Source organism: Nitrospirillum goiasense (assembly GCF_034427435.1).
GTDB lineage: Bacteria > Pseudomonadota > Alphaproteobacteria > Azospirillales > Azospirillaceae > Nitrospirillum.
Map to the genome: position 1 here is coordinate 1,111,214 of NZ_JAXQNP010000002.1, position 15,147 is coordinate 1,126,360.

Consider the following 15,147-nt stretch of genomic DNA (forward strand, 5'->3'; position numbering starts at 1 on the left):
TCCGGTATCGAAGCAAGGCTGTCCGGCTTTGAGGTTCCATAAGGCCCCGATCGGTTGACCCCGGTCGGGCGCCTTTATTTTTGGGGTAAGCGACCATGACCACCGCCGCCGTTTCCACCCTTGTGTCCTCCCCCGTCGCTCGGGACATCGACGTGGTGCAGCCCTTCCAGCTGGACCGGTCCAACCTGCGTGGCCGCATGGTGCGCCTCGGGCCCGTGCTGGACGAGATTCTGAGCCGCCACGCCTATCCGGGGCCTGTCGCGCAGATGCTGGCGGAGACGATCACGCTGGCCACCACGCTGGCGGCGGCGCTGAAGTATGAGGGCGTGTTCACCCTGCAGACCAAGGGCGACGGCCCCATCAAGCTGATGGTGGCCGACGTCACCAGCGCTGGCGCCGTGCGCGGCTACGCCCAGTACGACGAGGACGCGCTGCAGGCCGCCCTGACGGCGGATGTCGAGGCGGCCCCCGTGCCCGCCCTGCTGGGCAAGGGCTACTTGGCCTTCACCGTCGACCAGGGGGAACACACCCAGCGCTACCAGGGCATCGTCGGCCTGGAAGGCGCCCGCATGGATGACTGCGTGCGCCACTACTTCACCCAGTCGGAACAGCTGGCCACGGGCATCATCGTGCATGCCGGTCGCAGTGACGACGGCAAGTGGGGCGGCGGCGCCATCATGCTGCAGGCCCTGCCGGATGAGGACGCCGGCAGCGTGGCGTCGGACGCCAAGCCCAGCGACCTGGAAGACGACTGGCGGCGGGCCATGGCCCTGTTGTCCACCGTCACCCCGGGCGAGGTGCTGGACCCGGCCCTGCCGGTGAACGACGTGCTCTACCGCCTGTTCCATGAGGAGGAGGTGCGCGCCTACGACCCTCACGGCCTGGCGGCCCAGTGCCGCTGCTCGCGCGAGCGGGTGGTGACGGTGCTGCGCTCCCTGCCGCGCGAGGAGGTGGCGGAGCTGAAGGTCGACGGCGCGGTGGATGTGGCGTGCGAGTTCTGCAGCACCCACTACCGCTTCGACGATGCGGAGATCGAGGCCGTTTACGGCCCGGCCTCCTGACTGGGGCGCCTATGGTCGGGGTCCGTCGCGGCATCGCCGTTGAAGCGGACCCCGCCAGCGCTTACCTGCAGTGCCTGACTATTTGCCGATCCCAAGGATGACCCCTCAAGGATGACGATGATGACGACCGAAACCGCGACGCTGGCTGGTGGCTGCTTCTGGGGTATGGAGGATCTGATCCGCAAGGTGCCGGGCGTGGTCGATACCCGCGTCGGCTATATCGGCGGCGCGCTGAGCAATCCGACCTATAAGGAAGTGAAGACCGGCACCACCGGTCATGCCGAGGCCATCGAGATCACCTTCGACCCGGCCAAGCTGACCTATCGCCGGCTGATCGAGTTCTTTTTCCAGATCCACGACCCGACGACCACCAACCGCCAGGGCAACGACATCGGCAGCCAGTACCGCAGCGCCATCTTCTATGCCTCGCCCGAGCAGAAGGCGGCGGCGGAGGAAGTGACGGCCGAGGTCGACGCCTCCGGCCGCTGGCCGGGCAAGGTCGTCACCCAGATCGTGCCGGCCGGCACCTTCTGGGAGGCGGAGGACTACCACCAGGATTATCTGGAAAAGAACATCGGCGGCTACACCTGCCACTGGGTGCGGCCCGACTGGGTCCTGACCGGCAAGTAAGCCGCGTCCGAATGCTGCAACGAAAGGCCGCCCTCTTCATCGGGGGCGGCCTTTTCGCTGTCAGCGCCCCATCTCCCGCCCCGCCATCTCCCGGCCCACGGGATAGCGCAGGTAGGCGGCGTCGCTGTAGGGCGTGCGCTCATAGAACCAGGCCAGGCGCTTGTCGGGGCTGGCGGCGAAGGCGGGGTCGGCCTTCAGCTTGGCCTCGAACTCCGCTTTCAGGGCGGGGCTGGCCGCCAGCATGCGCTCCGCCAGCGGGGCGATGGCGTAGGGCTCGATATATTCGGTGCGTTGCAGGATTTCGGGGAAGAAGCCCCAGGCCAGGAACGACTCGCTGCTTTCAGCCTCCAGCAGCGCCGCCGCCAAATCGCCCAGCGGCTGGTCGGTGGGCACGCGCACGCTGCCCTTCGGATAGCGCACCGTGCGCGTCTCATGCGTGTAGCCGGCCTTGTCCAGCATCACATGGCCCTCGTTGGCCTCGGTGGCCAGCTTGGGTTCCACCAGCCGCACGCTGTCGACGGTGACGTCACGCGGCTGGTCCAGCGTTTCCAGGGCCAGGCCATGCAGGCGCAGCCGCTCGATGATCTCGGGCTTGGTGGCCGGCACCCAATAGGCCCGCGGCCGGGAGACACGGGCGCTGGGGTGGTCGCCATAGACGGGCATGCGCACGGTGGGCCCCGGGCGGCCCAGCCAGCGCACCTCCGTCCCGCCCGAGGCGGCGGACAGGTACGCCTCGTGCCGCATGGTCTTGAAGTCGATGGTGTCGCTGGGCGTCTTCTCCGCCTCGAACGCCACGGGGATGGGATCGGGGCGCCGGGCCCGGTCGGACGCCACGGCCTGGCGCAGGGCGGCGCCCTGGTCCGCCAGCAGGGTCAGCGCCCGCTCGATCAGGATATAGGTGCCCAGCACGCGCTGGCGGTAGGGCTTCAGGGCATGGTTCTCCACCAGCACGGTGGGGATATGAACCAGGTTGCCGTAGCCGATGGAAAAGCGCAGGGGCGTGGTGCCGCCGGTGATGCCGTCCTCCGGTTTGCGGCCGTCCACTTCCGTCACCAGCGGCCCGGGGATGTGCCCCGCCTTGGTCAGGGCCTCGGTCTCCGCCGCCTTGAACGGGCCGGCCAACCAGTGATCGATGGCGGGGGAGAACGGGGTGCCGGCGCCCTGGTCGCCACCAGGGGCCTCGTCATTGCCGAAGGTGATGTCATAGGCGTAGTCCATGCCGTCGGTGACATGGATGTCCAGGTACAGGTCGGGCTGATACTTACCGATCAGGGCGATCATGGCCCGCATCTCCGGCGTGTCCAGCTTGCCGTAGTCGCGGTTCAGGTTCAGGTTTTGCGCCGTGGTGCGCCAGCCCTGGTTCATCGGGCCGCGCTGGTTGGGGCGGTTATAGGCGCCGGCGCGCTCATGCCCATCGACGTTGAAAATGGGCACGAACAGCAGGTTCACCCGGTCCAGCAGGCCGTCCTTGCCCCGCTGGGTGATGTCGCGCAGCAGCATCAGGCCCGCGTCCTTGCCATCGATCTCGCCGGCGTGGATGCCGGCCTGCACCAGCAGCAGGGGCTTGGCCGGGTCCGGCCTGCCGTCCACCAGGCCCTTGGCCGCCAGAACCGCCACCATCTCCCGCCCCTCGGGCGAGACGCCGAACACCTCCTGCCGCAGCAGGGGGGAGGCCGCGACCAGCCGGTCGATGAAGGCGCGGGTCTCGTCATAGCTGGGCGTGGCGGTCAGGCCGGTCAGTTCCGCCGGTGTGGCCCAGGGATCGCCCGCCTTCACCAGCAGCTTTTCCGAGGCGCCCCGCCAGGCGGGCACGGGCGGCAGGAAGTCGGTGTCCCACGGGGCGCTGCCGCCGTCAGCATCCCGTGCGGCCGGTGCGGCCAGGGCCGGCACGGCGGCGGACAGCATCAGGGCGGCGCAGAGCACCAGGCGATGAGAACGGAGCATGGGCGGGACTCGAGGCAAAAGGGGGAGGCAGGCCGATCGGCCAACCGACCATCGCCTGCGAACATCCCGCTTTCAAGATAGCTTTCGCCCAAACCCCAAAAGCGCGAAAGCCCGGCTGAGCGATGCCAACCGGGCTTTCGGATGTGGTGGAGGCGATGGCCTGTCTCGGCGGTCACGCCGAATGTTTCACATAATTCACTTATTTCGTTTATTGTTGGTATGATATCGGCCGACCTTGTGAAGGGGATGATCATGACCGCGCTTGCCCACCGCCAGCCGCCGCCGACCGCGCAAGAGGCGGCGCTTGCCCGCCGTTCGGGCCAGAACCTGTCGCGCTTCGTTGCCAAGGGCCGGCCCTTGATGCTGCGGGTGAAGGACGCTGAGCAGGAACAGCCCATCGAATTGCCCGCCGGCGCCGTGCGGATGCTGATGGACATCCTGGAGGCGATGGCGGCCGGGCGCGGCGTGACCATCATCCCGGAGAATGCCGAGCTGACCACGGTCCAGGCGGCCGACATCCTCAACGTCTCCCGCCCCTTTCTGATCGGCTTGCTGAAAGCCGACGCCATTCCCTACCGCATGGTGGGGAAGCATCGCCGTATCCGCATGGAAGACGTCATGGCCTACAAGGCCGGCATTGATGCGGAGCGGGAGCGGGTGTTGGACCAGTTGGTCGCGGACGCGCAGGAGAACGACATGGGCTATGGTGCGCCGTGACGGTGTACACGGCGCTACTCGACGCCAACGTCCTGTATCCCGCGCCCATGCGGGACCTGCTGTTGCAGCTCGCCGTGATGGATGTCTTCCACGCCAAATGGAGCGCCGACATCCACCGCGAGTGGATCGAGGCGCTGATGCGCACCCAGCCCCATCGCGACCGCGCCAGGCTTGAGCGCACCCGCGACCAGATGGACCGGGCCACTCGGGATTGCGTGGTGACCGAATATCAGGGCCTGATCGCGTCGCTGATCCTTCCCGACCCCGATGACCGGCATGTTCTGGCCGCCGCCATCAAGGGGCGCTGTGACGCCATCGTGACGCAGAACCTGGCTGACTTTCCCGACGAGGCCCTGGCCCCCTACGGCATAGAGGCCCAGCACCCCGACGATTTCCTTCTCAACCGGATGAGCTTGGACCCCGCCGCCTTCTGCACGGCCGTCGCCAAGGTCCGCGCCCGCCTCAAGAACCCGCCCTACAGCGTTGAGGACTATCTGGCCACCTTGACCCGCCAAGGGCTGGTGGCGACCGCCGGTGAACTGCGGCAGTACGCCGCCTTGCTGTAGAGACACTTCCGTTGGCGGAAGTATGTCCGTCGAGCGGTCTGGAAGTCGGGGCTTGAAAGCGTGAAAGCCCGGCTGGACGGACCAACCGGGCTTTCGGATTTGGTGGAGCTAAGCGGGATCGAACCGCTGACCTCTACAATGCCATTGTAGCGCTCTCCCAGCTGAGCTATAGCCCCGAACCTTTTAAGTCGGTCCCGCCATCTGGGCTCCCCTGGGGGAGGGCGGCGGTGAGGCGGGGAATATGCGCAGATGCGGGGCGGAGATCAAGCGTTCAATTTCGCCCGCGACCCTGGCATGTCTTTCAATCATGTGACAGCCCCGCGCGCGCCGGTGTCGGGGAAAAACCACGGCTTCGCAAGAAAAACGTCCGCTGCGGCCAATCGATAGCGCAGGAAAAACAAAAGGCCGGCTGAGTCGTCAGCCGGCCTTTTGAATTTTGGTGGAGCTAAGCGGGATCGAACCGCTGACCTCTACAATGCCATTGTAGCGCTCTCCCAGCTGAGCTATAGCCCCAAACCATTTTTACCTCGTACCGCGCCGCCTGGGGGCTGGCGTGGTGTGGGCGGGAATATGCTCAGATGCGTCGGCCGGATCAAGGGAAAAATTCGGGAATTCGAACTTTTTTTGCTGCGCGGCCAACGCCCTGATTTTCCTGGGAATTTAGCGGTCCTCGTCGCCACCTTCGACGTCGACCACCTCACCCACGTCATCCTCGTCGCCCAGTTCCTCGGCGTCCTCCAGCAGGACATCCTCGTCATCGTCGCCGGGGACATCGTCGGCGACCTCGGCCTCTTCCAGGTCATCGACCTCCAGATCGACCTCGGCCTCCTCCAAGACCTCTTCCTTCTCCTCGTCCTCGACCTCGACGCCGGTGTCCTCGTCATCCAGGACGGGCTTCTTGGTGTCGTCGGCCAGGATCGGGCGCGCCCGGCGGGACTTCAGCAGCGCCTCCGGATCGAACACGGTCGAGCACGAGGGGCAGGTCGGCGGGTTCTTCCGCATGTCGTAATAGCGGGTGCCGCAGTTCGGGCAGATCCGCTTCGTGCCCCATTCCGGTTTCGCCACGGCAATCCTCCATGAAAACACGCGTGGCGACGGCCCGGGCCGGCCATGTCCACGCCTCATATAAAAAGGTACAGGAGCGGGCGTTTGCCATGAAGCCCGGCCCCTGTCAAACGTGAATCCGCGCAGGCACCTCCAAGGGGGCGCTTTCGCCGTCTGCGATGGCGCGCCCGGCCCCGCCGGTGGCCTCTGGCGCCTTGCGCCGCCGCCGGGGCGGGGCCATCCTCGGGGCGTACCGTCCTTCCCGCCCAGGGACTCCATCCCCCCTCAATGTCTGCCCCCATGTCGGTTCCCATGTCTGCCTCCCCGTCCGCCGCCTCCTCCACCTGGATATCCGCCCCGGTCGCCTCGCTGAACGGGGCGGCGGCGGTGCCGGGCGATACCGCCGTGGCGGTGCGGGCCCTGGTCCTGGCCGCCCTCACCGTGGGGGAAAGCCGGGTGGACGGCGCGCCCTTGGCCTGTCTGGGGCCGGTGGTCCAGGCGCTGCGCGCCCTGGGCGCGCGCATCGAGGAGGCGGGCGGGGGCGCCTGGCAGGTGCGCGGCGTGGGCGTGGGCGGTCTGCGTCAGGCGGTGGGCCTGCTGGACCTGGAGGGCGACGGGCTGGCCTTCGCCCTGTTGTCCGGGGTGCTGGCGACGCAAGCGGGGGAAACCTTCCTCACCACCCGTCATCCTGGCGCGGCAGCTTTTCTGAAAGCGACGCTGTCGCCGTTGGCCCGCATGGGGGCGGCGTTCACCCCCGCCGGCGACGGTCTGGGCGGAGTGCACCCGCCGCTGCTGGTGCGGGGCGCGGCCCGCGCGGTGCCGGTGGATCACAGGCCGCTGGCCCCCGTGGCCTGCGACGCGAAGTCCGCCCTGCTGCTGGCGGCCCTCAACGTTGCCGGCCGCACCACGGTGGTGGAAGAGACGCCCACCGCCGATCATACCGAACGCCTGCTGCGCCAGTTCGGCGCCGCCCTCGTCACCCGGCGCCAGCCGGATGGCGCCTGGGCCGTCAGTGTGGATGGCCAGCGGGAGTTGCGACCGACCGTGGTGGCCGTGCCGGGGGACCCGGCCCTGGCCGCTGCGGCCTTGGTCGCGGCGATGCTGCGGCCGGGATCTAATATCACCCTCACGGGCGTGGGCGTCGGGGGGCATCGCGGCGCCTTATTCCCCGTGTTGCGGGCGATGGGGGGAACCTGACGGTGCGTCCCATCGCCGGCGTCGGGGAGGGGGAGCCCATGGCCGACCTGCGGCTGATCGCCGGGCCGATGCCTGGCGGTGAGGTCGCGGCCGGCGACCTGACCCAAGGGGAACTGGCGCTGGCGGCGGTGGCGGCCGCGCGCACCCCGGGAACCACCACGCTGCGCGGCTTGGCGCCCGGGCTGGCCCGGACGGCGACGGCGCTGGTCCCGGTCCTGGCCGCCTGTGGTGTTTCCGCGACGGCGGGTGCCGACGTCCTGGCCGTTACGGCGGATGGTCGGCCGCCCGCTGGCGGGGCGACCGTGACCGTGGGTGCCGAGATGGCGCCCGCCTTCCTGGCCCTGGGGACCGCCGCGGCCCGCCCCATCGCCGTGCGCACGGACCTTGGCCCGAATGCCGCCCGCCTGTTGAACGCGCTGGGCGCCGCCGTCACGCCAGGGTGACGGCGGCGGCTGGATGTGGCCGCTTGCCAGGGTGGGCGGGCGGTGTTAGCCACGCGCCATGCCCCGGTGCCCATGCCAGGCCTCCGCCCCCTCACCACGCTGATGACCCCGCTGATGATCCCATCCCCGTCCTTCATCGTCGCCATCGATGGCCCAGCCGCCAGCGGCAAGGGCACCCTGGCCCGCCGCCTCGCCGGCACCCTCGGTTTCGCCCATCTCGACACGGGCGCGCTCTATCGCGCGGTGGGGTTGTCGCTGCTGCGGGCCGGCCATGCGCCAGATGACGGGGCGGCCGCCATCGCCGCCGCCCGCGGGCTGGACGCCGCCACCGTCCTGCCCCTGATGAACGATCCGGCGCTGCGCCAGGACGCGGTGGCGGTTGCCGCCTCCAAGGTCTCGGTGGTGCCCGAGGTGCGGGCCGCCCTGTTGGATTTCCAGCGGGATTTCGCCAACCACCCGCCGGGCGGCGCCAAGGGCGCGGTGCTGGACGGCCGCGACGTGGGCACGGTGGTCTGCCCCCAGGCGCCGGCCAAGCTGTTCGTGACCGCCGACGTTGAGGTGCGCGCCCGTCGCCGTTTGTCGGAGTTGCGCAATACTGGCGCTGAGGCTATATACGATGCCGTCCTGGAGGACATGAAAGTCCGTGATGCGCGTGACAGTCAACGGGCGGTGGCACCGCTGAAGCCCGCTGTCGACGCGTTTTTGCTTGATACGTCCATGATGGATGCCGACCAGGCGTTCATCGCCGCCATGGACTTCATCCGCTCCAGACCCGCGTTTCCCGACTTCCTTTAAAACGGACGGTTTGGCCGCGCGGCCCCCAACTCAACCCAAGTCGCCGGGCATGGTGTCCGACGCCATGGGCCAAGTTAACCTCCTGTCGGCCGGGCGTCTGCCGGGGGGTTGGAACGGGCCTGTGCTGGATCCACTCAAGGAGTTTAAATGGCCCAGGTTTCCGCCGCCAAGTCCCAAGACCGTGGGATGAAGGAAAGTTTCGCCGCCCTTCTGGAAGAGTCGCTCGGCACGAGCGAGAGCCTCGAAGGCACGGTGGTTAAGGGCACCGTTCTCAGCATCGAGAACGACATGGTGCTCATCGACGTTGGCCTGAAGTCCGAAGGCCGGGTCGCGCTGAAGGAATTCGCCGTCCCCGGTCAGCCGGTTGAGCTGAAGGTTGGCGACACGGTCGAGGTTTACCTCGAGCGCATGGAAGACAAGCACGGCGAAGCCATGCTGTCGCGCGAGAAGGCCAAGCGCGAAGAGGCCTGGACCCAGCTGGAGCGCGCGTTCACCGAACAGCAGCGCGTCACCGGCATCATCTTCGGCCGCGTCAAGGGCGGTTTCACGGTCGACCTGTCGGGCGCCGTGGCCTTCCTGCCGGGCAGCCAGGTGGACATCCGCCCGGTGCGCGACATCTCCCCGCTGATGGGCACCCCGCAGCCCTTCCAGATCCTGAAGATGGACCGCTCGCGCGGCAACATCGTCGTGTCGCGTCGCGCCGTTCTGGAAGAGAGCCGCGCCGAGGCCCGTTCGGAGCTGGTGGCCAACCTGAAGGAAGGCCAGGTTCTGCAGGGCGTGGTCAAGAACATCACCGACTACGGCGCGTTCGTGGATCTGGGTGGCGTCGACGGCCTGCTGCATGTCACCGACATCGCTTGGCGCCGCATCAACCACCCGTCGGAAGCCCTGCAGATCGGCCAGACCGTCACGGTCCAGGTCGTCCGCTTCAACTCCGAAACCCAGCGCATCAGCCTGGGCATGAAGCAGCTTGAGGCTGATCCGTGGGAAGGCGTGGAAGCCAAGTATCCGGTCGGCGCCAAGTTCAAGGGTCGCGTCACCAACATCACCGACTACGGCGCCTTCGTGGAGCTGGAGCCCGGCATCGAGGGTCTGGTGCACGTCTCCGAGATGTCCTGGACCAAGAAGAACGTCCACCCCGGCAAGATCGTCTCCACCTCTCAGGAGGTCGAGGTCATGGTGCTGGACGTGGATCCGCAGAAGCGCCGCATCTCCCTGGGCCTCAAGCAGTGCCTGGACAACCCGTGGGAGACGTTCGTCGACAAGTTCCCGGCCGGCACCGAGCTGGAAGGCGAGGTCAAGAACATCACCGAGTTCGGTCTGTTCGTTGGTCTGCCGGGCGACATCGACGGCATGGTCCACATGTCCGACCTCGACTGGAACAAGTCGGGTGAAGAGGCCATCCAGGACTACAAGAAGGGCGATCACGTCCGCGTGAAGGTCCTGGACGTCGACGTGGAAAAGGAACGCATCAGCCTGGGCATCAAGCAGCTGGCCAGCGATCCGTTCGAAGCCACCGTCGCCGGCGTCAAGAAGAACGACGTCGTCACCTGCACCGTCACCGCCATCACCGAGGGCGGCATCGAGGTGTCGGTCGTCGACGGCTTCACCGGCTTCATCCGCAAGTCCGACCTGTCGCGTGAGCGTTCCGAGCAGCGCCCGGACCGTTTCGCCGTCGGCGAGAAGGTCGACGCCAAGGTCACGCAGATCGATCGCGCCAGCCGCAAGATCGGCCTGTCGATCAAGGCGAAGGAAGTCGAGGAAGAGAAGCAGGCGATGGCCGAGTTCGGTTCGTCCGACTCGGGCGCCTCGCTGGGCGACATCCTGGGCGCCGCGCTGAAGCGCGCCCAGAAGGACAAGGACGAGGTCTGAGATTTGGTCCGTCAGGACTGAGTTTCAGGACCCAGCCGGGTCTTGAGTGAGAAAGGGCCGTCCCCGGGCAACCGGGGGCGGCCTTTTTCTTTGCCTGGCCTTTTTCTTTGCCGGGATGCCGCGTCCCCCTCCCACCGTCCCAAAAGGCCGACGCCCGCTACATCGGGCGCCAGAGGCGACTGAGCAGCGATAATGCAAGAGTATGAAGACCTTACCCTTGCCAGGACCGGTCCGCTCCGGCACAGTTGGGGTAGGATGGGCGGTGATGAAAACCGTGACCGCCAGGCCAGGGTGGATGTACGTCCCGGCCGTCATCCTGCCGGGAGGCACCAACGACGATAAAGATAGCGGCGCCCGGGAACCGGGGCCGATTGCCCAAGGGGAATTGCCGATGACCAAGTCGGAACTCATCATGCGGCTGGCGGAACTCCATCCGCACCTCTACCAGCGCGATGTGGAAAAGATCGTCACCACCATTTTCGACGAGATCACCGAGGCCCTCGCCCGGGGCGACCGGGTGGAACTGCGCGGCTTCGGCGCCTTTTCCGTGAAGCGGCGCGACGCCCGCACCGGCCGCAACCCGCGGACCGGCCAGGCGGTGGACGTGGAGGAGAAGTTCATTCCCTTCTTCAAGACGGGCAAGCAACTGCGGGAGCAGTTGAACACGGACTGATCGGCCCCATTTGTGGTGCCCGGCCCCGGCATTCGCCGGGGCCCTTGTACGCCGCCACCGGGCGGCCGTCTTGATTCCGGGACGGCCCCAGGGCGGCCTTAGTCAGCGGAGCGGCAGGTGTTGCGCTACCTTTCCTGGATCGTGTCCATCCCCCTGGCCCTGGTCGCCATTGATTTCGCCATCGTGAATGAAGAGGTGGTGAGGCTGGCGCTGTGGCCGCTGGACGGGGCCGTCGTGGCGCCCTCTTTCGCCGTGGTGTTCGTGTCCCTGCTGGCGGGCTTCCTGGCCGGTGGCCTGGTGTCCTGGCTGTCGGCGGGCAAGCACCGCCGCGCCCTGCGCAAGGAGCGGGCGCGGGGCGACCAACTGCAGCGCGACCTGGACGCCGCCCGCCTGCACGCCGCCGACCTGGAAAAGCGCATCGCCGCCGCCGACCGCGCCGCGGGAGCGGCGGCGGCCCCGTCGTCCGACGTGCGGGTGATGTCGCTGCGTTGAGTTTGCCCTCAAATGCCGGGCGGCCACATCCGTGGCCTTGGCTTCCTCGATTTCCAGTCCGCCTTTGGCTCCCCGGAAAACTGCGGCGGATGCGGTCGCATCCTACAGCGGCATGTCATGCCGCCAGTTCCAGGCATGGCGGTCCTCAGCGGGCCGCCTTTTCCTTTTCAGGCATGGCCTTCTCATCCGCCAGCCGCTTGTCCAGGCGGGCGGTCACCGCTTCGCCGTAGCGATGGCACGCGGTTTCATCCACCAGGGGCAGGGTGGCGTCGGGGCCCAGGCGCTTCCACATCCGCGAGGCGTCGGGGTGGGGTGTCAGCAGGATGTCGCAGGGCAGGGCGGCCACGGTGGCGATGGCCTGGCGGAAGTGGGCCAGCACGCCAGGGTGGGCCGCCTCGTCCGAATAGCGGTAGACGTCGTCGGTGTAGGCGCTGAGGCTGTCGGCATAAACCACATGGTGGCACTGTCCACCCTCGGGGCCATCCTGGCAGCTATCCCAGGTCCAGGTGGTGGCGCCCGGCGTGTGGCCCGGCGTTGCGTGGGCCGTCAGGCGGATGGGCCCCAGGCTCACCACCTCCCCATCCTTCAGGCGCTTCACCTGCGGGATGGCGGGGAAGCCGCCGATGCTGAGATATTGCGGATCGCCCCGGTCACCCTTGCCATGTTCCAGCGCGTCGGCGGCCGCCGACAGCGCCATGACCGTAGCGCCCGAGTCGCGCCGCAACTGATCAATGCCGCCGGCATGGTCCAGATGCTCATGGCTGTTCAGGATGATGCGCACATCCTTCATGCGAAAGCCCAGGGCGCGGATGTTGGCCTCGATCAGCGGGGCCGCCTTCTCCGTGGCGCCATCGATCAGCACATGGCCCTGGGGGGATGTGATGAGGATGGAGGACAGGCCGCAGGTGCCGACATACCAGGTGTCGGCATAGATGCGCAGCGGCGCTGCCGGCATGTTCCAGTCCGCCCCCTCCGGGCAGGCCGCGGCCGGTTGCGGAGCCGCCTTCTTGGTCGGCTGGGCGGCGAACGCAGGGGCGGCGCACAGCAGAAGGGCAGCGACGGCGAGGCGCGGGGTCATTGGGCGGTCCGGAGATCTGGGGAAACTTTCGCGTGTGTGGCCGCCAATTCTGGCTAAAAAAGGGCGACCGGCCCTCGGGCATGGCGCCGGCCGCCCGTATTGCCCACTACCGGGGCCGGCGCTTGCGACCGCGCCAGTCCGGCTTGCGCGCGCCGTCCGCCGGGGGCCGGTTGGCGGCCGCCTTGGGCGGGCGGTTGCCGCGCACGGCGCGGTAGCGCTCCACCAGGGCGATGAAGGGGGCCCGCAACCGTTCCACCAGCGTGTCGTCCCCCTCCAGCTTGGCCAGGGCGAAGGCGCCCGCCTCCAGCGTCGACACGCTTTCGCGCCGGGGTTCGCGCCGCAGGTTGCCGTAGGCGGAGACGAAATCGGGATGGACGATCAGGCGGCGCAGCTTCAGCAGCCAGGCGTTGCGCCACCACAGGGCCTTGGCCTGCGACCATGACCCGTCCAGCAGGATGATACCCTCCAGGTCGGCCAGCGCGGTCGGGTCCTCCACCGTCTGGCCTTTCTTGTCCACCAGCCGCACGGTTCCGGGCGGTGTGGCGGTGGCATCATCGCCGGAGCCCATGTAGAGCACGGCCCAGCGGCGCGGGTCGGCCTCCCGTCCGTCTTTTCCCGAACCCAGCGCCTTGGCCAGGTTGGGCCAGGACAGGCCCACCTTCAGCCGCCCACGCGCCAGGCCCAGGGTCAGTAGGCGGGCGCTGCCCAGCTCCACGTCCTGCTCCTGGGGATGCTGCAGCACCAGCACCTCAAGCCGCGTCTGGATGGGCTCGATTCCCTGGCAGACGCAGAGGTCCATCGGCTTGGCGCAGCGCGGGCAAACAGCCACCCCGTCGGCTTGCTCCTGGCTCGGGGCTGGGGGCGCGGATTGTTCCACGGGCGGCGGGGTGTCTTCGGTCATATCAACCAACAATCTCTTTCATGAATCCAACCCAGGCCCATGCGGCCCTCCCCGGCCTTCCGGCGGAAGGGGGCGATGGGGCCTGCGACGACAGGGCTTGTACGCGGGGCTTGACGGCGGGCCCGGCAGGCGTTGACCTGGACCGGATGGGCACAGCCCGTCAAGATGCCAGCACAGCCCCCTCCGGTATACAGCCATGGCCACCGTCACCGTCCTGCCCCGCCGCTTCACCTCCCCGCCCACGCTGGAGGAGATCGAACGCCTGGCGACCGACGCCATCGCGTCCATCCCGCCCGAGCTGCGGGTTCATATGGGCAATATGATCGTGCGGGTCGAGGAATTCCCGGATGAGGAGACGGAGCGGGAGATGGCGCTGGAAACGCCGTTCGACATCCTGGGCCTCTATCGCGGCGTGTCCCTGCCCCAGCGGGGCGCCAACGATGCCAGCCACGGGCCGGACATGATCTTCCTCTATCGCCGGCCGCTGCTGGACTATTGGTGCGAGACGGGGGAGGACCTGGCGGACCTGGTGCTGAACGTCATGGTGCATGAGATCGGCCACCATTTCGGCTTTTCCGACGAGGATATGTACGGCATCGAGGCCAACGATCCCTGATCCACGGTCGGACGCTTATAAGAAATTGGGGGCCGGTGGTGCTTTGCCGCCGGCCGGAACATTGGGGGTGGGGTGATGGCGGCATTCGTGTGGACCGGTCTGGTCACACTGTTCGCGCTGTTCGTGTACTTCTGGACCATCGGCCAGGTCAGCCGGGCGCGGGGCAAGCATGGGGTTCCGCCGCCCTCGGTGGAAGGACCGCCGGACTTCCAGCGGGTCCTGCGCGTGCAGACCAATACGACGGAACAGTTGGTGTTGTTTCTGCCGGCCCTGTGGTTGGCCGCCACCATCTGGGGCGATCACACGGCCGCCCTGATCGGCGTGGTGTGGCCCATCGGCCGGGTGCTGTATGCCGTTGGCTATTATGCCGAGGCCAAGAAGCGCACCGCCGGCTTCAGCCTGTCCATCTTCTCCACCCTGGTGCTGCTGGTGGGCAGCCTGATCGGCCTGGTGCGCTACCTGCTGGGCATCTAGCTTCCGGGCTGCAGCGTGGCGTCCGCCAGGCGGTAGTACAGGCCGTTGTCATCATCGCCCACCATGTGCAGCGTGCCCGTCAGGGTGATGGGCTCATTGGTCATGGCGATGGGAGCGCTGGTCCTCACCTCCATCAGGTCGGCGGGACCGGGCGGCGGGCAGAAGGGGCAACTGGGCGCCATGGCGCTCAGCAGGAAATGGCCCGACTTCTCCTTCTGTTCCAGCGGGATGATGAAGCCGGCGATCGTCAGGGGCTTGCCTTCCAGCGCCTGCACCTCCGGGCCGAAGGCGGCGCGCACGCGCAGCAGGCCGTTGTCCATGCTGTGCACCTCCTTGACGTCGGCCAGCTTGTCCCAGCCCAGGGTCGCCTTGGGGATATTGGCCTGAACGGCGGCGGCCGTGCCCGGTGCCGGGGCTGCGGGCGCTGCGGCCTTCTTGTCGGCCGCCAGGGCGGGCGTTCCGGCGGCGGTGATCCCGGTGGTGACAACGGCCGCCATCATCAGGACGGCGGCGACCCTGCGCTTGGCCTGAAGCGTCATGACGAAATCCTTTCCTCGCAACAACTGCCTTTTGTCTTCCTGACCCCCGATCATGGCTGATCGAAGGCGTTTGCCGTTGGCGGCCCGTCCAGGGCCGCCCTCCTC

17 protein-coding genes and 2 tRNA genes are annotated in these 15,147 nt (G+C 67.9%); 12 read left to right on the forward strand and 7 right to left on the reverse strand.

Annotated elements, in window-relative coordinates; all coding sequences use genetic code 11:
* The first annotated feature begins 95 nt into the window (after positions 1-95).
* Positions 96-1,061: an Hsp33 family molecular chaperone HslO gene (gene hslO, locus ULB03_RS07600; protein ID WP_322482600.1), complete on the forward strand. Its 966-nt coding sequence runs from the start codon at positions 96-98 to the stop codon at positions 1,059-1,061.
* Between the two features lie 117 nt (positions 1,062-1,178).
* Complete coding sequence (gene msrA, locus ULB03_RS07605) at positions 1,179-1,691, forward strand: peptide-methionine (S)-S-oxide reductase MsrA (protein ID WP_463605630.1); 513 nt, start codon at positions 1,179-1,181, stop codon at positions 1,689-1,691.
* A gap of 60 nt (positions 1,692-1,751) precedes the next feature.
* Here the strand turns inward: msrA and ULB03_RS07610 are convergent, their stop codons facing one another.
* On the reverse strand, positions 1,752-3,635 hold the full coding sequence (locus ULB03_RS07610) for a M14 family metallopeptidase (protein WP_322482601.1): 1,884 nt from the start codon (positions 3,633-3,635) through the stop codon (positions 1,752-1,754).
* Positions 3,636-3,887: 252 nt separating this feature from the next.
* On the opposite strand from ULB03_RS07610, the gene ULB03_RS07615 reads away from it, so the two are divergent.
* Positions 3,888-4,352, forward strand: coding sequence for a helix-turn-helix domain-containing protein (locus tag ULB03_RS07615; RefSeq protein WP_322482602.1), 465 nt, complete (start codon positions 3,888-3,890; stop codon positions 4,350-4,352).
* Complete coding sequence (locus tag ULB03_RS07620; protein WP_322482603.1) at positions 4,349-4,918, forward strand: PIN domain-containing protein; 570 nt, start codon at positions 4,349-4,351, stop codon at positions 4,916-4,918. Before ULB03_RS07615 ends, ULB03_RS07620 begins: the two co-directional genes overlap by 4 nt.
* Before the next feature lie 100 nt (positions 4,919-5,018).
* Here ULB03_RS07620 and ULB03_RS07625 read toward each other — a convergent pair.
* From ULB03_RS07625 to ULB03_RS07635, 3 genes are all read right to left on the reverse strand, one after another.
* Positions 5,019-5,094, reverse strand: a tRNA-Ala gene (locus tag ULB03_RS07625).
* A gap of 261 nt (positions 5,095-5,355) precedes the next feature.
* Positions 5,356-5,431, reverse strand: a tRNA-Ala gene (locus tag ULB03_RS07630).
* A gap of 147 nt (positions 5,432-5,578) precedes the next feature.
* A complete protein-coding gene (locus ULB03_RS07635) occupies positions 5,579-6,043 on the reverse strand; it encodes a TIGR02300 family protein (protein WP_322482604.1) in 465 nt (154 codons plus the stop codon).
* 231 nt (positions 6,044-6,274) lie between these two features.
* On the opposite strand from ULB03_RS07635, the gene ULB03_RS07640 reads away from it, so the two are divergent.
* From ULB03_RS07640 to ULB03_RS07665, 6 genes are all read left to right on the forward strand, one after another.
* Positions 6,275-7,159: a 3-phosphoshikimate 1-carboxyvinyltransferase gene (locus ULB03_RS07640; RefSeq protein ID WP_322482605.1), complete on the forward strand. Its 885-nt coding sequence runs from the start codon at positions 6,275-6,277 to the stop codon at positions 7,157-7,159.
* A 2-nt stretch (positions 7,160-7,161) separates the two neighbouring features.
* Positions 7,162-7,602: a hypothetical protein gene (locus tag ULB03_RS07645; protein WP_322482606.1), complete on the forward strand. Its 441-nt coding sequence runs from the start codon at positions 7,162-7,164 to the stop codon at positions 7,600-7,602.
* A 114-nt stretch (positions 7,603-7,716) separates the two neighbouring features.
* On the forward strand, positions 7,717-8,397 hold the full coding sequence (gene cmk, locus ULB03_RS07650) for a (d)CMP kinase (RefSeq protein ID WP_322482607.1): 681 nt from the start codon (positions 7,717-7,719) through the stop codon (positions 8,395-8,397).
* A 147-nt stretch (positions 8,398-8,544) separates the two neighbouring features.
* Positions 8,545-10,269, forward strand: a complete 1,725-nt coding sequence (gene rpsA / locus ULB03_RS07655; protein WP_322482608.1) for a 30S ribosomal protein S1 — start codon at positions 8,545-8,547, stop codon at positions 10,267-10,269.
* A gap of 391 nt (positions 10,270-10,660) precedes the next feature.
* Positions 10,661-10,942, forward strand: coding sequence for an integration host factor subunit beta (gene ihfB, locus ULB03_RS07660; RefSeq protein ID WP_322483800.1), 282 nt, complete (start codon positions 10,661-10,663; stop codon positions 10,940-10,942).
* Positions 10,943-11,059: 117 nt separating this feature from the next.
* The gene (locus ULB03_RS07665; RefSeq protein ID WP_322482609.1) at positions 11,060-11,434 is read left to right on the forward strand and encodes a LapA family protein; all 375 of its coding nucleotides are present in this window, start codon (positions 11,060-11,062) and stop codon (positions 11,432-11,434) included.
* A 145-nt stretch (positions 11,435-11,579) separates the two neighbouring features.
* Here ULB03_RS07665 and bla read toward each other — a convergent pair whose 3' ends face one another.
* Both bla and ULB03_RS07675 read right to left on the reverse strand, forming a co-directional pair.
* Positions 11,580-12,512: a subclass B3 metallo-beta-lactamase gene (gene bla / locus ULB03_RS07670; protein WP_322482610.1), complete on the reverse strand. Its 933-nt coding sequence runs from the start codon at positions 12,510-12,512 to the stop codon at positions 11,580-11,582.
* Positions 12,513-12,618: 106 nt separating this feature from the next.
* The gene (locus ULB03_RS07675; RefSeq protein ID WP_322482611.1) at positions 12,619-13,413 is read right to left on the reverse strand and encodes a tRNA-uridine aminocarboxypropyltransferase; all 795 of its coding nucleotides are present in this window, start codon (positions 13,411-13,413) and stop codon (positions 12,619-12,621) included.
* A 196-nt stretch (positions 13,414-13,609) separates the two neighbouring features.
* Here ULB03_RS07675 and ULB03_RS07680 point away from each other — a divergent pair, with 196 nt between their 5' ends.
* Both ULB03_RS07680 and ULB03_RS07685 read left to right on the forward strand, forming a co-directional pair.
* Positions 13,610-14,029: a metallopeptidase family protein gene (locus tag ULB03_RS07680; RefSeq protein ID WP_145734872.1), complete on the forward strand. Its 420-nt coding sequence runs from the start codon at positions 13,610-13,612 to the stop codon at positions 14,027-14,029.
* A 75-nt stretch (positions 14,030-14,104) separates the two neighbouring features.
* Positions 14,105-14,503 carry an MAPEG family protein gene (locus ULB03_RS07685; RefSeq protein WP_322482612.1) on the forward strand — a complete coding sequence of 133 codons (399 nt, stop codon included), beginning with the start codon at positions 14,105-14,107 and terminating at the stop codon, positions 14,501-14,503.
* Here ULB03_RS07685 and ULB03_RS07690 read toward each other — a convergent pair.
* Complete coding sequence (locus ULB03_RS07690; RefSeq protein ID WP_322482613.1) at positions 14,500-15,042, reverse strand: DUF3299 domain-containing protein; 543 nt, start codon at positions 15,040-15,042, stop codon at positions 14,500-14,502. The genes ULB03_RS07685 and ULB03_RS07690 overlap by 4 nt on opposite strands.
* Positions 15,043-15,147: the final 105 nt, after the last annotated feature.